The organism is Pedobacter sp. KBW06 (assembly GCF_003852525.1).
In the GTDB taxonomy this organism is placed as follows: domain Bacteria; phylum Bacteroidota; class Bacteroidia; order Sphingobacteriales; family Sphingobacteriaceae; genus Pedobacter.
The window spans coordinates 1,710,142-1,730,162 of sequence record NZ_QAJL01000003.1 but is presented as its reverse complement, the minus strand read 5'-3'; the positions used below and the strand labels follow the sequence as shown (position 1 = coordinate 1,730,162).

The following is a 20,021-nucleotide window of genomic DNA, read 5'->3' as shown; positions in this document are numbered from 1 at the left end:
GACTGCTTTAAAGAGTTAGGTTCAAACCAATGGTGTAGGTTCTCGGTATAGGCATCCCGTAGCCGGTATCGTAACCCATATAGTTGACCAGTTCGGGGTCTGCGCCGGTATAATTGGTAATGGTGAACAGGTTGTTTCCGGTGGCATAGACCCGAATTCCTGAGATCTTACGCCTTTTAAACCATGCGGCATTGCTCAGGTCGTAGCTTAACGTTGCCGACCTGAGTTTGGCATAAGACCCATTTTCCAGAAACAGCGTCTGATCCGTCTGATAGGGGTTTACAGAGCTCCATGGATTGTAAACCGGGTACTTTGTGTAATCTCCTGTTTTACTCCAGAAGGTGATTTCTTTGATGCCACTTAACTTATCTATACCTTCTCTGTTGGCAAAATCAAAATGATTTGCTACCTGACTGTTGATGATGTCGCGACCTAATGCATAAGAAAATAAGATGCTTAGAGAGAGGTTTTTATAGCTGAAATTGTTGCTGATTCCTCCGGAGAGACTAGGACTGATATGACCTTTAAGTGTTTTATCGCGGTCGTCAATCACAAAATCACCATTGGTATCTTTCCATATCGGATCGCCTGCGGTGAATGGGATTCCGTTATAGCTGAGTTTTTTGCCTGTACTGGCATTGACAGGAACCTCCGCATCGGTATTGTAAATCCCCTCATTCTGTAGTAGCCAGTAATTGTCGATTGGTTTACCGATCGTTATTTTTCTGTTGTTGCTAATGATGCTGGTTGCATTGCCTGGTAAAGCAATCAGTTTGTTCTGATTGGTTTGTATGCTGATCCCCGGAGTCCACTGGAAGTCTTTGCCATGAATCACGAGGGCGTTTAAACTCAGTTCAATCCCTTGGTTTCTTACGTTCATGCCATTCAGAAGCCGGTTGCTAAAGCCATATTCAGAGGGAGTAGGGATCTGTAAAGCCAGGTTTTTATCAGACTTGGAATAAAGTTCAATATTGGTATTGATCCGGTTGTTGAACATAGAGAGGTCAAAACCGAGGTTTAATTGTTCGGTGTAGGGTGAGGTTAAGCCAAAACCAACGTAGCCTTTGCTAAATGGTAAGCTTAGGGTTGGGATTCCTGCATATGAGGGAATGTTTTGACTGCCGCTCCAACCGATGTCTACTGTATATCCCGGGCCATATCCATTGTTGTCTAAAAATGTACGACCTATTCTGCCGTAACCAGCATACAATTTTAAATTGTTAATCAGTTTTGATTTGCTGAGGAAATCTTCCTTCGTTAGATTCCAGTAAGCATTTGCTGATGGAGAGAAGAACCAGCTGGTCCCGTTTTGATATAATGTTGAACTTCCATCTGTACGCAACATTACCTCAATGCCATATTTTTCCTGGTAACTATAGCCCATACTTCCGTAAAAAGAAGTCATGTTTTGGTTCACGTAGTCTTTGTAGCTAAATACCATGGTTGGATCGAACGTATTGTTTTGATAACCATTGCTTTTAATAACCTTTATGAAGTCTGAAGGACCCCGGTATGCTTTTGTATAGTCGTATTTGTACTTGTCATACCGCAGGGTCTGACCAAGGGTAAGCGAAATTCTGTGCTTTCCGTTCAGGCTATTGTTGTAAGAAATGGAGTTATCCATGTATACCCTTCTGTTGAAGCCTGTGTAATAAGAAATGAAACTATTGCCTTCGTTAATGGAAGCAGGCACAAAATACTCTCTGGTATTGTCGCCAACCACCATCGCGGAAAGTGACCTGATCTGAATTTTATCAGATACATTATACTTGGCAATAAGCTGGCCTTGCAGGTAAGCATTTTTATTGACGTCTGAAAGTTTCTCCGAATTGCGGTAAAAGATGTCCAGATGATCTTTATTTGGCGGAAGAGGGGTGGTTAAATCGGGTAAATACTCTTCTTCAGTATACCTGCTTAACAGAGATTGATTGCGTTTTCTGTTCAATAAAGCACCAGATAGGTTGGTGTATATTTCTAAATCTTTAATGGGTAGGATGTTGATTTTCAGGTATACATTGTAGCGGTCTAAGCCTGTTTTGTCTACGGTTCCTGCTTCTCTTTGTTGTCCTACTCCGAAAGAGAAATTTGCCCGCTGCTTACCACCCGAGATCGAGAAGGAATTCCCGGTAATATAGTTGTTGCTATAGTATAGCTCGTCCCAGTTTGCTGCACCAAAATAGGCCTGTTGAGAGGCATCAGAGAGGTAAATGGGGTAATTCGCTTTAAGGGTAGCAGAAGCATATTTGTTGTAGAACTGCATCCTGAAATCATTCTCAAATGCCCCATTGACCGTGTTTGCGGCTCCTTTCTGACTCAATCCGAAATAGGTATTGAATAGTACTTTTCCCTGATTGGCATAAGGCCGCTTTGTATTGATTTCTATAATGCCGTTCGCAGCCAGGGGGCCGTATTTTGCACTCTCCCCATAGTTTTTTAATACCCTGATGGAAGCGACGTCATTTAGGTCTATAATAGAGCTAATGTCTGTGTTAGGGCCTATTCTCTCGTAATCATAGGGTTTGATGTCAAAGGCAAAAGGGTGTTCTACAATCATGGGAACACCATCAATTACGTAAGTGGGTTGTGCATAATAGCTGCTCTTTCCGTTGATAAACCAGGTTGATGTACCCCTGATTAATGTGGAGGAGGGAACTCCGGGTTCAGCTGTGGTTCTGCGGTAATCGAGCCCGGTGACATTGCTTTGAAGCAATTGCACGATGTTTGAAAAAGGAGTTTGAATTGCTTTGGCAATGTTGAGGTCGGAAATCTTTCTCTTATCAGAGAACTTTGCCAAAGTATCAATTACCGACCTGGCAGTGTCTGTCCGGCTGGCAATTTTTACATCTTGAGCGAAGCCCTCAACAGCCAGCATTAAGAAGCTTAATGGTAATGCTATCGCTAATAGTTTCCGCGAAAATAGTGAGTAACAATTTTGCATAGAGTTTGGTTTATTAGTGTTTTACTATTATTTAAATAATGTTGTTGGTAGCTGAGCTTTAATCAAAAAAAGTTCTCGTATTCCCCTGTTTTTTTCGAAAACTCTGAATAGCTATGGATTGCTATTGTAATGCAATTGTAAAATAAAAATTGCAGATAATAAAATATTTTTTTTAATATTTGTAAACTTTGTTCAGTAGCCCATTTAAGTTGCTTGTTTTTGTAACATACTACTTTAGTGCGTATTACTGCTTTGATGTCTGCGTTTATTGGAATGTTACATTAATATTATTGAAATAATAAGTTTACATATACTAAATTATTAGCCTCGATGCTTTGCATCGTTATGGTGTTGTTTTTACACTAAGATTTGGATTTTATTAGCTAAGAAAAATTAAACGATATGAGAAAATTTTACAATGGAATTGGTACAAAAAGTAGCGGACTTTTGATACTGGTGCTGCTGCTCATTGCAGCGGGCTGTAACAAACCGAGGTATGATCTGACCGGAGCAACTGATGATGGAAATCCTGCGGGAAAACATCGGAAAGTTTTAATCGTAGGCATAAGTGGGGGGAGGGGCGATGTCATTTTAAAAGCTCCGATCCCTAACATTCGTAAAATGCTGACCAATTCAATTTATAGTTTTGATGCGTTGACAGAAGCCCCTACCCTGGAAAGTACCGGCTGGTCTTCAACGTTAACCGGTGTTTGGGGAGCAAAACATGGCGTGATCAGCGAAGGTTATGCAGGAAATAATTTCGAGAAATACCCCATGCTTTTTAAGCACATCAAAGAGTTCAACGCGAAACTTAAAACGGTTTCAATATCAGCAGACGCTGCATTAAATGCGAGTCTGGTTAGTGATGCAGACGTAAAGGAAAGCCCCGGGAATGGAGATCTGGCCGTGAAGGATAAAGCTTTGGCCCAGCTTGCTGATGTCAGTTCAGATGTGGTTCTGGTTAACTTTAAAGGCCTGGATGCTGCGGGTGATCAATATGGTTTTGACGCATCAATTCCTGAATATATGCAGGCGATTGCAACTGCAGATGCCTATGTTGGAGAATTGCTTGCTGCGGTAGAAGCCAGAGCTTCAATCAATGAAGAAGACTGGCTGATCGTGATTTCTTCAGATCATGGAGGAACTTTGACCGGCCACGGTGGAAATGAATACGAATCAAGGAACATCTTTACCGTATTTTATAATAAAAGTTTTAATGCCAATCCTATTGTGAAGTCCCAAACCAATACCACCTTCTTAAAAATCAATCAGGTAGATGGTTTGCAATATGCCTACTCAGATTCGAGTCTTTATAAATTCAACAAGTATCCACAGTTTACTTTCGAAATGCGTGTCAAAGTGGATGTAAGCATGAAAAGTGATCCGGCATTTGCCTCTAATAAGGATTGGGGGAGTGGAGGTAATCCCGGATGGGGTTTATTTGTTTCGGGACAACGATGGAGGTTTAATGTTGGAGACGGAATCTCTGCAAACAGAAGAGATCTTGTTGCACCGGAAACTGCAGCGGTATTAAGCGATGGTAAATGGCACCATTTGGCCGTTTCTGTTAATAAAAGCAGTCTTGCTAAAATTTATCAGGATGGCGCCTTTCTTGGTGAAATTAATGTATCAGGGGTTACAAACTGGGAAGGAAATCAAAAGGCAACCCTGGCTATCCTTGAAGATGGAACCATAAACAGCAGAAACCAATGGGGCTATGAGCTTAAGGCAAATTTTGCAGATGTGAGGCTATGGAATACTGTGATCGATCCCACTACTTTGGCTACATATGCCAAATGTGATACGACTGTTACAACAAATCATCCTTATTACGAAAACTTACTTGGTTGGTGGAAAGGAAATGATGCAAAAGGTGCAATATTGAAGGATTATAGCCTTAAAAATAGCAATCTGAAAATATTTGGTGCGCCTAAATGGGAAGAAACAGGAAAGAATTTATGTAGTGCAATTGTGCAGGCCGATGTGCCCAAAACTGTTGATGTCACAGCGCAGGTTTACTCCTGGTTACGCATCCCAATAAGGCCGGAATGGAGCCTTGACGGTAAGGTCTGGATCAATAATTAAACAATTTATTCGTATAGGGTTAAAAACATAGGTATATCCGACTTATCTTTTTAACCCTATTTTTCTTTCCGACAGTAAATCATTAATAATAAAATCTATTTCTGAGAATCCGGAAGCCAAATTTGTGACGATATCCGGAATCTGTTCATGATCAATAATAGAGACCCAGCCCTCCATAAGTGTCAAAGGACCAAAATCTACACTGACATTTGGCCATTTACTTTCAAAAGATTTGAATTGCAATCTGAAAGCCTCCGCAAATGCTCTGCTCTTGATGGTATGTCCTGTTAGTCCTCTTAATTTTAAGGCGTGTATATTATAGTAAAGTTTACCTTTTCCGATGGACTCGTCGTTTAACCAGACAGAGAAGAAAATGCCCTCCCCAAAAGGCTCAGCAGAGGCATTGGTCCAGTTTTGTTTCTGAATTTTTAACACCACAGAGTCTAACCATATCCCAACTTTACATTCCAGCTTTTTTTGATGAAAAGCTTCCTGTTTATCCAGTTGCTCCAGGCTTTTTTGAAATTTCTCTAAATAGTATCCGGTTTCAATTTTCATGCTTATTGGTCAATTTATAAGATCTATCTGATTATTGGATTGGCGCTAAAGACGGCTCTGTTATCATTTCTTCTTTAAAAAGCTTCAGGGCCTGGTTTTTAAATCGTTGGCAACTGAGTCATGTGGTGATGATAAATGTAATAAAAACTGTGTAAATTTTGTTTGGCAGTCATTTTATAGAAGTTAAGTAAATCAGGATTTTTTTCGAATAGTTTCGAATGGGATACCTTAGCATGGTTTTTGTATAGCTGGAAGACCATCCGGATTCTTTATTGAGCATCCTGGGACATTACTTTAAACTTTAGCAGTTATCATTTATGACAGACGAACAGAAACAGCAAATAAAATTAGAAAACGATCAGATTATTAACGAAAAAGGATTCCGCGTCAACAATTGGCTGCCAATCTTAGATACACCGAAGTTAAGGACAGCCGAAGAAATAAAAGGACGTATGTCGGTCATGAATGCAATGATCAACATTGCCTTTGAAGCACCTACTTATATCATTGATGAATGGATCAAAGCTCAAAAACTAACTGCGTTTCTTTCAGATTCAGAAAAAGAGATTTTAGCAAAGGAAAATGAAGAACTAACAGAAGAAGAGATCAATACACTAATGTGGTATCTGGAAGCCTTATGGGCATTGATGTGGCTGACAAAGATGGTGGATAAGCTGGAGGCCGAAAAACATGTGGGAGACAATATGGCTTCTCTATTGCCAAATCTGGAAGATGGTGATACCAATGAAAAGCTTGATAACATAAAAGAAATTCGGCCTGAATTGGAGATTTACACCACGCTGGATTACTATTATCGCCTTCATTGGTATTGTGTTGACGAAAGGTTAAATGGCCGTGAACCAAAGCTAAACGAAGGACAGGTATATGAAAGACGAAAAGCTTTGGAATGGGCTTTCAATAGAACAAATGACTGGGATGATGTAGAAATGGGGACTTAAGCAGTCTTCAAAATGAAAAAAAATAAAAGACGATCAATAGGACTAAAACGAAAGTGAAAAGCATTTCAATAGGAAATGAAAAATATTTTCAAAGGAGTTTTATGTTTGCTGCGCTCAAAGTAGTTCAAAACAGCCGGAAAATCAGGACCTCGTTTATAAACGTATAAATGTATCATGATGTCATGATTTCTTGATATTAAGATGTCAATATCTATTGCCGGTCAAAATTACGCCATTGATTTTTCAGACTACCTAATTTACGCATACGTTTGAAATGTCGAATGCAAACGTATGCGCAACTTTTTATGGCATCCCTCAGTTCTTTTTACCTAATTATTTTGTTACAATTGTGAGGGAACACAATACAGCAAGGCCAATCTCTATGGTCTTATTCTTTAGAACTTAAGAAAAGGAGCGCATCATGAATAGGTATCGCAGTTTTACTGATCCGGAATTAACTGGCTTATTGGAAGATGGAGACCATACGGCCTTTACAGAGATCTATAACCGGTATTGGAAAAAGCTATTTCTCGTTGCAGCACATAAAGTCAGGGACCTGGAAGAGGCAGAAGAAATTGTACAGCATATTTTCGTTTCCCTCTGGAACCGGAGAGAAAGCTTAAAGATTACTTCCAGTTTATCCGCTTACCTGTCTGTATCTGTAAAATATAGGGTCATCAAAGCGCTGGACAAGCAATACCATCAACAAAAGTACACTGATAGTCTTGGGATGAAAGGAATCGCCGATGATTCTACTCAGGAATGGCTGGATTTTCTGGAGCTTAAAGAGCGGCTGGAGAAATTGGTTTGTGCCTTACCGGAAAAATGCCGCCTGGTATACCGAATGAGTAAAGAACAGGGCTTGTCTCAGAAAAAGATTGCGGAAGAGCTGGAGATCTCTGAAAAGACGGTTGAAGCACATCTAGGAAAGGCGATGAAATCTTTGCGTGCAGGGCTAAATCAATTTATGATGACCTTGTTGTAAAAATATTTTTCAGCGGAGTAAGGGATTCGTCTTTCACAAGAGACCTCTGTTATATAGCCCCTATAACGGATGGACGATTCTAAAGAAAATAAACGATACCAGGAACTGGCCTCTAAATGGCTGGATAAGACAATTACAGCGGAAGAAGAAGTCGAATTTGCCAATTGGTACAATAGAGACCAGGACCTGGAACTGGATATTCCGGAAACGTTTGTCAACAATGAAGATTGGCATAAAAGCAGGATGTTTAAAAAAATCCAGCAGGAGATCCGTCCCGAAAAACCTTTTCTGATCCGCTACCGTTTCGCGATCGCAGCAATCCTGCTGATCAGTCTTTCCTTCGGATTATTCTTCTACCATTATCCCTCAAATCTTCAGAACGTTCCGCAGAATTTCGCCAACGGCGATATTTCACCAGGCACAAATAAGGCTTTTCTTACACTTGCGGATGGCACCAGGCTCTCTCTGACCGATCTTAAATCCGGAAAACTTGCAGAACAGGCTGGTGTGAAAATTACCAAAGGAAAAGATGACCAGTTGATTTATACGGTATTGCCTTCCGCAGGAAGTAAGTTAGAATACAATACCATCAGTACCCCCAGGGCGGGTCAGTATCAGGTGAACCTGCCGGATGGAACACAAGTCTGGCTAAATGCCGCATCCTCCCTCAGGTTTCCAACAAATTTCTCGGCCACCAGGGAGCGTAAAGTGGAACTCGTAGGAGAAGCTTATTTTGAAGTAGCCAAAGACCCGAAAAAAGCATTTAAAGTGAGCTCAGCCGGACAGGAAGTCAGTGTTTTTGGAACCCATTTTAACATTAGCAGCTATCCTGACGAACAAAATACTTATACCACCCTGTTGGAGGGCAGTGTAAGCGTAAATGGAACCCTGCTCAAGCCAGAACAACAATCCATCCTCAACGGAAAAAATATTAAAATTCTTCCTGCAGATCTGGAAAGTGTGATGGCCTGGAAAATGGGATATTTCAGGTTTGATGATGAATCGCTGGAAAGCATCATGAAGAAGGTGTCAAGATGGTACGATGTGGAGGTCGAATTTCAGGACCCTGATCTTAAGGAACTGGAATTTGGAGGAATTGTCAGCAGATCAGAGAAAGTATCTAAAGTATTAAGGATGTTGGAACTCACAACAACAATGAGCTTTAAGCTGGAAGGGAATAAGATCATCATCAAACAAAAGAAATAAGAGACCAGAAAGAAAATAGATTACTAACCAAACCTAACCAAGTATGAAACCTCAAGGAAAAGACCCTTAAATCCGAACCGCTGTCAGAATTCAGATAACGAGATCAGGAGCGCTGGAACGCCCCTGACCGAATGTTCTGTGATCACTGAAAACAATTGATTCAACCATTTTCTTAAATCCTTTTCTGATTGCCCGAAACCTTCGAAAGCTGTGGCAGTCAGATGAAAAAGAACAACCAAATGTATAAAAATTATACTAAAAGTCTTGGTGTGCCTCCCGGCTATACCCTAAAATTTCTGGTGAGTATAAAGCTGACCGTCATCTTTTTAATCGCAACCGCCTTGCAGGTAAGTGCAACAGGCTTTGCACAAAAAGTGACCTACTCCAGAAAAAATGCTACCCTTAAACAAGTGTTTAATGAAATCAATAAACAAACAGGGTATAACATCATCTGGTCGGCAAAAAAAGTAAAAAATACCACCAGTGTAAATGCAAATTTTAACAACGCTTCTCTTGAAACAGTCTTGGATGTCTGTCTTAAAGACTTGCCTTTGGCCTACATAATTGAAGATAAAATCGTAGTCATCAGGGAAAAAGAAACGGTCATCTCTGAAAAATTAAACCAGTTCCTGCGCTTCCTGGAGGTCAGAGGAAAGGTAGTGGATGAGAATGGTGGTCCTTTGCCAGGCGCCTCTATCAAAGTTAAAGGTGCAAATAAGGGAGCTGTTACCGATCAAAACGGTGCTTTTATCCTTTCAGATGTCGCGGAGAATGCAACTCTTGAAGTTTCCTTTGTTGGTTATATCAGTCAGGAAATCAAGGCCTCTTCTCAAAATATGGTCATTAAGCTACTCCCAAAACCCAACGAACTGGATGATGTGGTTGTGGTGGCTTACGGGAGCCAAAGAAAAACGCGCCTTACCGGTGCCGTAGCACAGGTGACGGGAAAAGACCTTGCCGATCGTCCGATCACAAGGGTCACTCAGGCTTTACAGGGACAGGTAGCCAACCTGAATATCAGTATCGGAGGGGCTGGGGGATCACCAAATGCAACGCAGGGTATTAATATCCGTGGCTATACAGGCCTTGGAACAAGCGCTTCGCCATTGATTGTAATTGATGGAATTCAGGGAGGTGATATCAATAGCCTTAATCCGGATGATATTGAGAATATTTCTGTATTGAAAGATGCGGCATCTGCGGCGATTTATGGATCAAGTGCTCCCTATGGAGTGATCCTGATTAAAACCAAACAAGGTGGTCGTGGAAAGACACCAAGCATCACCTACAACAATAACATTTCGATGAACAAAATCTTCAATTTGCCAACGATGGTGAATTCCCTGGATTTTGCAAACATCTATAATGAAGCTTTTGTGAACGCGGGCAGGTCTCCTTTCTATGATGCACCAACGCTGCAGCGCATTAAAGATTATCAATCGGGTGCGTTGACTACCGAAACGATAAAAGATCCCAACCCGGCAAACAACAGCTATTTGTCCTGGAATGCAGCCAATTCAAATAACGATTGGTTTAAAATCTATTATAAAGACCGTTCTTATAGTCAGCAACACAATGTGAGTGTAAACGGAGGATCGGAATCTTCCAGCTATTTTGTAGGTGCCGGATTTAACGACAGAAGCGGTATGTATAATTATGGAAATGATAAATACAAACGCTATAACCTGAGAACAAACCTAACTACTGACGTTACCAAATGGCTTACTTTTAGTTTCAGGGGGAGTTTTTCCAGAGAGTTGTTCGATACGCCGAATCTCTATGCCGCGCAAACAGGCGGTGGCGAAAGGGCTTATATGCACCAGATTGCCCGCAAGTTTCCTACGGTACAATTGTACAACCCCGATGGACGGATCTCTGCAGAAAGTAATATCCAGTTGCAGAGTGAGGGAGGAAGAGAAATTACGACTAAAGATAAAGGTCTGTTGACAGGAGAGTTGAACCTGAAACTGGTAAAAGGCTGGACTGCAACGGCAAATTATACTTTTGATGGAACCTATTTCGACAGAAGTACACACCTGAAAACCCTGTATACCTTTTTACCGGATGGTTCACAGGCAACCGTTGGAGGAACTACTCCTAATGGATATGCGAGGTATAACGAAAGAATCCAGCATGAGGTAGTGAACATTTATTCTCAGTATGAAAAACAGCTGGGCGACCATTATCTGAGTGTGATGGGTGGTTTTGTAAGCGATTATAACGCTTTCCAATCTTATGGAGCGAGCAACACAAACTTATATTCGGATAATATTCCATCATTGTCTACTTCGTATGGAACTACGCCTTCTATCTCTGATGGTGTTAGAAAACTGGCTTCAGAAGGTTTTTTTGGAAGATTTAATTACAATTATAAAGAAAAGTACTTGTTGGAACTGAGTGCCCGTTATGATGGAACTTCCCGTTTCCTGTCTGATGTAAGATGGAAAGCTTATCCGGGAATTTCTGCGGGATGGAATATCGATAAGGAGGCTTTCTTTGAACCGGTAAAAAAATATGTGAACGTTTTGAAATTCCGGGGATCTTACGGCAAACTGGGAGATCAGTTGTTTTTAGAAAATAACTATTATCCTTTCTATCCGAGCTTGGGAACGACGAGTCCGACCAGTACATCCTGGCTCTTTGGTGGATCAAGACAAGCTGCGGTAAGTCAGCCTGGTCTGGTAGACAGGTCATTGACCTGGGTGAGTACTTCCACTTTGAACTTTGGAACCGATGCCGCCTTTTTAGACAACAGGTTGAATACAACTTTCGACTGGTTTATCCGTAAAGCAAATGATGTAATGGGACCAGCAGCTGCATTGCCAGCAATTTTAGGAACCTCAGCACCGGGGATTAACAACTCTGCCATTGAAACCAGAGGATGGGAACTATCTGTCGGATGGAGAGATAAAATCGGCAATGTGAGCTATGGACTGAAAGGAGTACTGAGCGATTATAAAGCAAAAGTGGTGCGTTATCCAAATCCAACAGGCGATTTAGGGACCTATTATCAGGGACTGCAAATGGGAGAGATCTGGGGATACCAAACAATAGGCTTTTTCAAAAGTGCGGAAGAAGTTGCTGCTGCACCTTCCCAATCCAGAATCAACGGCAATCCATGGACCGCAGGGGACATCAGGTATGCAGATTTAAATGGAGATGGTAAAATTGATGCCGGAACAAATACACTCAGTAATCCCGGCGACCGTAAGGTCATCGGAAATAACACACCACGATACAGCTATGGCTTTACTGCCGATGCAAACTGGAATGGCTTTGATGCTATGATCTTTATTCAGGGGGTAGGAAAACGTGATGCTGCAATCGGAGGTAACTATTTCTGGGGTATCGTAGGTGATGAATGGCAAAGCTCTTTGTTTACAACCCATCTGGACAGGTGGACTCCCGAGAATCCGAATGGATATTATCCTAAGTATTACATGAGTGAACAAAACGGTAAAAATACACAGGTACAGAGCAAGTATCTTCAAAATGCAGCCTATATGAGGATCAAGAATGTTCAGTTGGGCTACACCCTGAAAAAAGCACTGCTTGACCGCATCAATATCAGTAAAGTAAGGTTTTATGTCAGCATCGAAAACCTGGCCACCTTTACCAAATTTACCAAGGCACTTGATCCTGAACTGACTTTAAACGAAGGAAAAGTATATCCGCTTCAGCGGAGCTATTCAGCAGGACTAAGTGTGACATTTTAATTCTACAGGCAATGAAAAAAAATACGATTATGCGCAATAAACTATATCTGTTGATTCTTGCAGGCCTGACCACTCTGGCTGCCTGTAAGAAAGACTTTCTGAATGAGACTCCGGAAACAAGCATTAGTGAAGCGGAATTCTGGAAAACACCCAACGACCTTCAACTCTATGTCAATAACTTTTATTCGACCTTTCCTTCTACCATCGGTGGCTTTGGTACCATAGGCCCTTACGGACTGGATGCGGATCAGGGCAGCGACAATATGATCACGATGTCTGTGGATGGCCCTTTAAACGGAACAAGGGTGGTGCCGGGATCTGGTGGGGGATGGGCTCCGGGAGATTGGAGCATGCTGAGGAATATCAATTATTTTATGGTGAATTACAATAAGGTAAACGCAGCCTGGGACAATCAAAAAAGTTATGTTGGTGAAGCATTGTTCTTCAGGGCATGGTTTTATTTTGGTAAACTGAGACAATTCGGAGACCTTCCATGGATAAATACGCCCCTGAACCCGGTATTGGATCAGTTAAAGGGTGCACGCTTATCCAGGGCAGTCATTGTAGATTCCATCATGAACGACCTGGATAAAGCAGTAAATTACCTGCCTTCTAAAGGCAAAGCTCAACCTTCCAGGGTAAATAAACAGATTGCACAATTGCTTCAGGCAAGAATTGCACTTTTCGAAGGAACCTGGGAGAAATACCATGCCAATACCCCTTTCGGAGTAAGTGGTGCCGATGGTACTAAATTCCTGCAAAAGGCAGCAACGGTAACTAAAGACCTGATTGACAATCCGGATGGAAACGGATTGGCCGCTACACCGGGAACGGATGGTTATTGGAAATTGTTCAATCAAAGTAATTACAATGGAAATCCGGAAATCATGCTCTGGCGACAGTTTGACCTGAATGCAAATGGAGGCCACTATTGGCACCGCTATACAAACACAGGTGCAGGAAGAGGAATCACCAAAAATCTGATCGATTACTATTTATGTACGGATGGAAAACCAATTACCGGGAATCCATTGTATCAGGGAGATGCCAACTTGCTAAATGTAGTCAAAAACAGAGATCCACGGATGTTGCAAACCCTATATGTGAATGACGGAAACCATATCGTTACGAACAACAGACCAAACGGAGCTGCTGCTGCAATTTTTGAAGTACCGACTTTTACCTCTCCAAATGAACAGAAACCAGCTACCGGGTATCAGGTGTATAAAGGACATAATCCGGATTATACACAGCAACAGGACAGAGGAACCACAGGCTACATCATTTTCAGGTTTGCAGAGGCACTCCTGATTTATGCAGAAGCCAAAGCTGAATTGGGAACTTTTAGTCAGGCAGATGCCGATTTATCTCTGAACAAACTAAGAAGCCGTGTAGGCATGCCTAACCTGATGGTAGGCGGTATTGTGAACGATCCTAAATGGGAGTTTCCAACGCTGAGCCCGGTAATCAATGAAGTGCGCAGAGAAAGAAGGATAGAGCTGGCCTGTGAAGGATACCGCAGAGATGATGTGTATCGCTGGGCTGCGGCTGATGAATTACTGGTGGGATGGAAACCAAAAGGAGCAATCCTGAGTCAATGGACTGGATTGGTTCCGGCTGCCAGCCTTGCTACTTATCCGGTCGACGCCAATGGCTATATCGAGTTGTTTAAAAATATTCCGGCGATGGCTTCCGGCTATCAGTTTAATGTATTAAGAGATTATCTGGCTCCGATTGCAATTGACCAAATGAGCCTGAATCCGGACATTAAACAGAACCCGGGATGGTAATAAAAAAAAGATAAGAAAGAACTAACGCTCTCCGGTTAGGTTAATGAAGTTACAGGTGCGTTTGGTCGCGTACCTGTTTCTTTTTTAAGATCTTAGCGGAAATCATTATCTTGTAGGTATGTATTTTACAAGTCTGCCAGACCATACCAAACCAGGATTTGATGAAGCATTACATTTCAGCAGATTCAGGAAGCACAACATCATTTTTAATGCAGAAAGCAGTGGGAGTAATTGCGACAGTCATGTCGGCTGCCTTTCTTTTAAAACAGTGCTGAGCGGGGAAGAGTGGTATGGCATTAATAGCCGGAAACTTGCGGTCAGACCAGGACAATTCCTGATTTTAAACGATGACCAGAACTATTCCTGCAGGAGTGATAATGGCGAAAAATTAAGGATCCTGTCGGTGTTTTTTAAAAAGGAATTTGCCTCCGCTGTATTTCGCGATGCCTTGCATACGGAGTCATTCTTGTTGGACGAACCCCTCAATAATGGCGCGCAGACCCTGGAGTTTTTTCAGACTTTAAACCAGATCACACCCGAATTACAATTGCAGTTATCAGGACTGCTGACTTTGCTTGACCAACAGGGTTATCAGGAGAACATGATGGATGAACACCTGGTTTTCTTATTGCATCAGCTCATCCGGACACATCAATCCGCTTTTAACCGCGTAGGACAGGTTGCGGCGCTTAAACCAACTACAAGAACTGAAATCTACAAAAGGTTATGTATTGCCAGGGACATCCTGTATTCAACTTATATGGAACATACAGACCTGGCTCATATCAGCAGCTTAGCCTGTTTGTCGGTTCCTCAACTGGTCAGACAGTTTAAAGCTGTCTTTCACATCACTCCTCATCAATACCTGATCCGGGTCCGGCTGAAACATGCGGCTGATTTGTTAAAGTTTACGGATAAACCGGTTCATGAAATTACCTGGATGACTGGCTTTGAAAATGTCAGTGCTTTTTGTCGCGCTTTCAAATTGGGTTACGGTATACAGCCTCTGAATTTCAGGAAATTGCAGGGGTAGATTGAGCATTTCTGCATATTTCCCTTCTTGCTGAAAGCATAATTTTGATGTCAATCAATTGTATGATTAAGTAAATCTGAAAACATTGAAAAAAGTAATCTTAATTTTAGTGCTGGCCCTATTCTTTAAGCCTTCTTATGGCCAGGAGAAGGCCATTCCTTTGTACGAAGGCATGATTCCCAATTCAAAAATAGCTCCGGCAGATTATGTGGAGTATGTCGATAGTGCTGGTCTGACCCGCAATTCAAGCAATCCAAACATCAGGCCTTATTTTCCGGAAAAAGGCACAGCGACGGGAACTGCCGTCATTATTTGTCCGGGTGGTGGTTATCTGGTTTTGCCAGCTATGGAAAATACTTTGGCTACGGTAAAAGCCTTTAATAAAATGGGCGTTACTGTTTTTGTTTTGAAATACCGGATGCCAAATGATAAGGTGATGATCGATAAAACGATCGGGCCATTACAGGACCTGCAAAGAGCGATGCTCATCGTCCGTAAAAGGGCAGCAGAATGGGGGATAAACCCGAATAAAATTGGTGTTGTGGGTTTCTCTGCCGGTGGCCACCTCGCAACTACATTGGGAACACATCAGGGATGGACGGTGATCGATAACAAAGAAAATATCAGCCTGCGGCCTGATTTTATGATCCTGGTTTATCCGGTGATTCTTTTTGATCCAGAAATCCCAAGTGGGGTGAGGGAACGGTTAATCGGAATGACGCCATCTAAAGAATTGTTAGACCGCTTTAGCAATGAAAAACATGTGAGCCCCGATACACCACCGACATTCCTGGTGCATACCGCAGATGACGATACCGTACCGGTTAAAAACAGCCTTGATTTTTTTGATGCCTTATTGAAAGCTAAAGTCAAAGCAGGCATGCATATTTTTCAGGCTGGCGAACACGGATTTGGACTAGACAATCCTAAAAATAAAGATAAATGGATCGACATGTGCCAGCACTGGCTGGAGGAGAACGGGTTCTGATATCATCGATTACTTTGGCATATAGAAAAAGGAGCGGTCCAGTCTCCGGCACCTTGCCTAAGGACGTTTCCATAACGGGCGCACAGATAATGGGGGTAACTTCTTCCACCTTTGTTTGCAGAAATGATCAAAATCCATTCATGTTAAGCAAGATGTTCTGGTGTATTTACAGGGCATATTGGTTAATATCCGGGCATTTGCAGGCCTTTTAAACGCCTAAATTTGATTCTGATCAAGGGCTATGAAAAATAATCAGTCCCTGTTTTTAATTAAAAAATAAACCAAACAACGTATGAGTATCAATTGGAATGGGGTATTTCCCGCTGTGACGACAAAATTCACAGATCAGGATGAGTTGGATTTTAACATGTTTAACATTAACCTGGAGGCGCAGTTGGCCGCAGGCGCCGGTGGAATTATCCTGGGTGGTTCTTTAGGAGAAGCGAGCGTATTGAGTGATGAAGAAAAGTTTGAATTGTTGTCACACACTTTAAAGGTGGTGAACGGCAGGGTTCCCGTCTTGTTGAACATTGCAGAACCAACGACAAAAAAAGCGGTTGCAGCAGCAAAAAAGGCAGAAAAACTCGGTGCAAACGGCTTAATGCTGCTTCCTCCAATGCGCTATTATGCTGATCCGGAAGAAACGCTGGCCTTTTTTGAAGCGGTTGCCCTGAGCACACCACTACCGATCATGATTTACAACAATCCGGTGGATTATAAGATTGAAGTTACCCTGGATATGTTCGAGGTTTTATCGAAATATCCGAATATTCAGGCGGTAAAAGAGTCGACAAGGGATATTTCCAATGTAACCAGGATGATCAATCGTTTTGGCGACAGGTTTAAGATCCTTACAGGTGTAGATCCTTTAGCAATGGAAAGCCTGGTGATGGGTGCTCATGGATGGGTAGCCGGACTGGTAGATGCCTTTCCAAAAGAGACCGTTGCCATTTTCAGATTGGTAAAACAAAACCGTATTCCCGAAGCATTGGCGATTTACCGTTGGTTCCTTCCGGTATTGGAGCTCGATATCCACCCTAAACTGGTTCAGTATATCAAGCTTGCCGAAACCGCTACAGGCATAGGAACGGAAACCGTAAGGGCACCGCGTTTGGCAATAAAAGGCGAAGAAAGAGAAAGGGTGCTAAAGGTCATTAATGATGCATTGGCGAATCGTCCGCAATTGCCGGAAGGTAGCTGGGGGATCTAAATATGGAACATATGAATGGGACTTTTTATGCCTTAAATCCGGCTACGGGCAAAGCCCTGGAAGGTGAGTTTTTAAAATCCGGACTAAGCGAGGCCGATGAAGCACTTACGGCTGCTGAACAGGCCTTTCAAAGTTATAAAAACATTAACAAGGATGTCAAAGCAGCTTTTTTAAGGTGCATTGCGGATGAGATTGCTGCATTGGGCGATATCCTGATCAATAGGGCAGCTGAAGAAAGTGGTTTGCCGATAGGAAGATTGCAGGGAGAGCTTGGCCGTACAACAGGACAGTTAAAGTTGTTCGCTCAGCTGGTGGAAGAGGGATCATGGGTGGAGGCGATCATAGATACTGCAATGCCTGAAAGACAACCGCTTGCGCGACCGGATATCCGACGGATGCTGGTTCCACTGGGGCCGGTAGTAGTTTTTGGAGCGAGTAATTTTCCCCTCGCATTTTCTGTTGCAGGAGGAGATACCGCTTCTGCGCTTGCTTCAGGCTGTCCGGTAATTGTAAAGGCACATCCGGCGCATTTGGGAACAAGCAGGTTGGTGGGTTCGGCAATAGTAAATGCGGTTCGTAAATCCGGGCTTCCTGATGGAATCTTCTCTTTACTGTATGACGATGGCTATGAAATCGGAACCTATCTGGTGACCCATCCAAAAACTAAGGCAGTGACCTTCACGGGATCTCTTAAAGGAGGGATGGCGCTGGTCAGACTGGCGCAACAACGTAAGCAACCCATTCCGGTATTTGCAGAAATGGGTAGCATCAATCCGGTGGTTTTATTGCCGGAGGCAATTGCAGAAAAAGCAACTGAGCTTGCTGCAAAATGTGCTGCATCGATCACCCTGGGCGCAGGACAGTTTTGTACCAATCCCGGTCTGTTAATCGCTGTGCAGTCTGAGGAACTGGACCAGTTTAAACAGGAATTGAACCGGATCATCTCCAGAACACCTTCAGCAACAATGCTGACTGAAGGAATCTTCAGCAACTATGAGCAACGTACGCAGCAGGTATTGAACGCGGCTGAAGTTAGCTTATTGGCGGAGTCAGGATTGAAGAATACTGATTTACAAAATCAGTCTATCGCTAAAATAGCTCAGGTTAGCGCTACAGGTTTTCTCCAGTCAGCGCATCTTCAGGAAGAAATCTTTGGTCCATATTCCTTGCTGGTCATTGCGGAAGACATCCGGCAAATGGAAGAAGTGCTGGATGCTTTGGAGGGACAACTCACGGTAACGCTTTTTGCTGCGGAAAATGAGCTGAGCCAATACCCGGAACTAATCAGTAAAATCCAGGATAAAACAGGGCGGATGATCAGGAATGGGGTGCCTACAGGAGTGGAGGTTTGCAGCGCCATGCAGCATGGCGGACCTTACCCAGCTACGAACGACAGTAGGTTTAGCTCAGTGGGTACGACTGCAATTTATCGTTTTGTAAGGCCTCTTGCCTGGCAGGACTGGGCACTGGAACTCTTGCCGGACGCACTAAAAGATGGCAACCCTCTGGGGATTTATAGATTGATCAACCAAAACAGAACCAACACATAATGTCTAGTAAAACCTTCTTTTGTGTAGATGCACATACCTGTGGAAATCCGGTAAGATTAGTAGCCGGGGGCGGCCCCCAGCTTAGAGGAGCCAATATGAGTGAAAAAAGACAACATTTTTTACGGGAATACGACTGGATCCGTACGGGCTTAATGTTCGAACCAAGGGGCCATGATATGATGTCGGGGAGTATTCTTTATCCGCCACATGACCCTGCAAATGATGTGGCTGTGCTGTTCATAGAAACAAGTGGTTGTTTGCCGATGTGCGGGCATGGAACGATCGGAACAATTACCATCGCCATAGAAGAAGGCTTGATCAGCCCCCGTATCCCGGGAATCGTGAGAATGGAAGCTCCGGCAGGCCTGGTCCTGATTGAATATAAGCAGGAAGGAAAAAAAGTGACCGCCGTAAAACTGCGAAATGTTCCTGCCTATCTCGCTGCATCAAATCTTGAGGTAGACTGTCCGGAACTTGGAAAGCTTAGTTTTGATGTGGCCTATGGGGGTAATTTCTATGCAATTGTAGACCCTCAGCCTAACTTTTCGGGAGTACAGGACTATACCGCCTCGCAATTGATAAGCTGGAGTCAGGTGATCCGTAAACGCATCAATGAACAACATACGTTTGTCCACCCTCTGGATGAAACGATCAACGGTTGCAGCCATATCCTATGGGCCGGAGATCCTTTAGACCCTACATCAACCGCACGCAACGCCGTTTTTTATGGAGATAAAGCGATAGACCGCTCTCCTTGCGGAACGGGAACTTCTGCACGTATGGCACAATGGCACGCAAAAGGTAAGTTATTACCGGGACAGCCCTTTATTCACGAAAGCTTTATAGGAAGCAAATTTACCGGTAAGGTAGAGGAGGTGCTGAAGTTGGCAGACTTTGATGCAATTATTCCAAGTGTGGAAGGCTGGGCGAAGGTTTATGGATACAATACCATCAAGATTGATGATGATGATCCCTACGCTCATGGATTTCAAGTGATTTAATA

13 protein-coding genes are annotated in these 20,021 nt (G+C 42.8%); 11 read left to right on the top strand and 2 right to left on the bottom strand.

Annotation, left to right across the window (positions count from 1 at the left end; all coding sequences use genetic code 11):
* Positions 1–7: 7 nt before the first annotated feature.
* Entirely contained in the window at positions 8–2,938 is a 2,931-nt protein-coding gene (locus DBR43_RS21915) for a SusC/RagA family TonB-linked outer membrane protein (RefSeq protein ID WP_124584694.1), read from the bottom strand.
* 402 nt (positions 2,939–3,340) lie between these two features.
* On the opposite strand from DBR43_RS21915, the gene DBR43_RS21910 reads away from it, so the two are divergent.
* Positions 3,341–5,023 (top strand): alkaline phosphatase family protein, encoded by a 1,683-nt coding sequence (locus tag DBR43_RS21910; RefSeq protein WP_124584692.1) that lies wholly within the window; start codon positions 3,341–3,343, stop codon positions 5,021–5,023.
* A 42-nt stretch (positions 5,024–5,065) separates the two neighbouring features.
* Here the strand turns inward: DBR43_RS21910 and DBR43_RS21905 are convergent, their stop codons facing one another.
* Complete coding sequence (locus DBR43_RS21905) at positions 5,066–5,581, bottom strand: hypothetical protein (RefSeq protein ID WP_124584690.1); 516 nt, start codon at positions 5,579–5,581, stop codon at positions 5,066–5,068.
* A gap of 317 nt (positions 5,582–5,898) precedes the next feature.
* Between DBR43_RS21905 and DBR43_RS21900 the strand changes: the two genes are divergently transcribed.
* From DBR43_RS21900 to DBR43_RS21855, 10 genes are all read left to right on the top strand, one after another.
* Entirely contained in the window at positions 5,899–6,540 is a 642-nt protein-coding gene (locus DBR43_RS21900) for a DUF4272 domain-containing protein (protein ID WP_124584688.1), read from the top strand.
* 421 nt (positions 6,541–6,961) lie between these two features.
* The gene (locus DBR43_RS21895; protein WP_124584686.1) at positions 6,962–7,525 is read left to right on the top strand and encodes an RNA polymerase sigma-70 factor; all 564 of its coding nucleotides are present in this window, start codon (positions 6,962–6,964) and stop codon (positions 7,523–7,525) included.
* A gap of 69 nt (positions 7,526–7,594) precedes the next feature.
* Positions 7,595–8,731 carry a FecR family protein gene (locus DBR43_RS21890; protein WP_124584684.1) on the top strand — a complete coding sequence of 379 codons (1,137 nt, stop codon included), beginning with the start codon at positions 7,595–7,597 and terminating at the stop codon, positions 8,729–8,731.
* A 221-nt stretch (positions 8,732–8,952) separates the two neighbouring features.
* The gene (locus DBR43_RS21885; protein ID WP_124584682.1) at positions 8,953–12,447 is read left to right on the top strand and encodes a TonB-dependent receptor; all 3,495 of its coding nucleotides are present in this window, start codon (positions 8,953–8,955) and stop codon (positions 12,445–12,447) included.
* A 29-nt stretch (positions 12,448–12,476) separates the two neighbouring features.
* The gene (locus DBR43_RS21880; protein ID WP_158622572.1) at positions 12,477–14,237 is read left to right on the top strand and encodes a RagB/SusD family nutrient uptake outer membrane protein; all 1,761 of its coding nucleotides are present in this window, start codon (positions 12,477–12,479) and stop codon (positions 14,235–14,237) included.
* 118 nt (positions 14,238–14,355) lie between these two features.
* A complete protein-coding gene (locus DBR43_RS21875) occupies positions 14,356–15,270 on the top strand; it encodes a helix-turn-helix transcriptional regulator (RefSeq protein ID WP_124584678.1) in 915 nt (304 codons plus the stop codon).
* An 85-nt stretch (positions 15,271–15,355) separates the two neighbouring features.
* Positions 15,356–16,258 (top strand): alpha/beta hydrolase, encoded by a 903-nt coding sequence (locus DBR43_RS21870; RefSeq protein ID WP_233603147.1) that lies wholly within the window; start codon positions 15,356–15,358, stop codon positions 16,256–16,258.
* A gap of 292 nt (positions 16,259–16,550) precedes the next feature.
* Positions 16,551–17,468, top strand: coding sequence for a dihydrodipicolinate synthase family protein (locus DBR43_RS21865; RefSeq protein ID WP_124584676.1), 918 nt, complete (start codon positions 16,551–16,553; stop codon positions 17,466–17,468).
* Between the two features lie 11 nt (positions 17,469–17,479).
* Positions 17,480–19,018 (top strand): aldehyde dehydrogenase (NADP(+)), encoded by a 1,539-nt coding sequence (locus DBR43_RS21860; protein ID WP_233603145.1) that lies wholly within the window; start codon positions 17,480–17,482, stop codon positions 19,016–19,018.
* The gene (locus tag DBR43_RS21855; RefSeq protein WP_124584672.1) at positions 19,018–20,019 is read left to right on the top strand and encodes a 4-hydroxyproline epimerase; all 1,002 of its coding nucleotides are present in this window, start codon (positions 19,018–19,020) and stop codon (positions 20,017–20,019) included. Before DBR43_RS21860 ends, DBR43_RS21855 begins: the two co-directional genes overlap by 1 nt.
* Positions 20,020–20,021 lie beyond the last annotated feature (2 nt).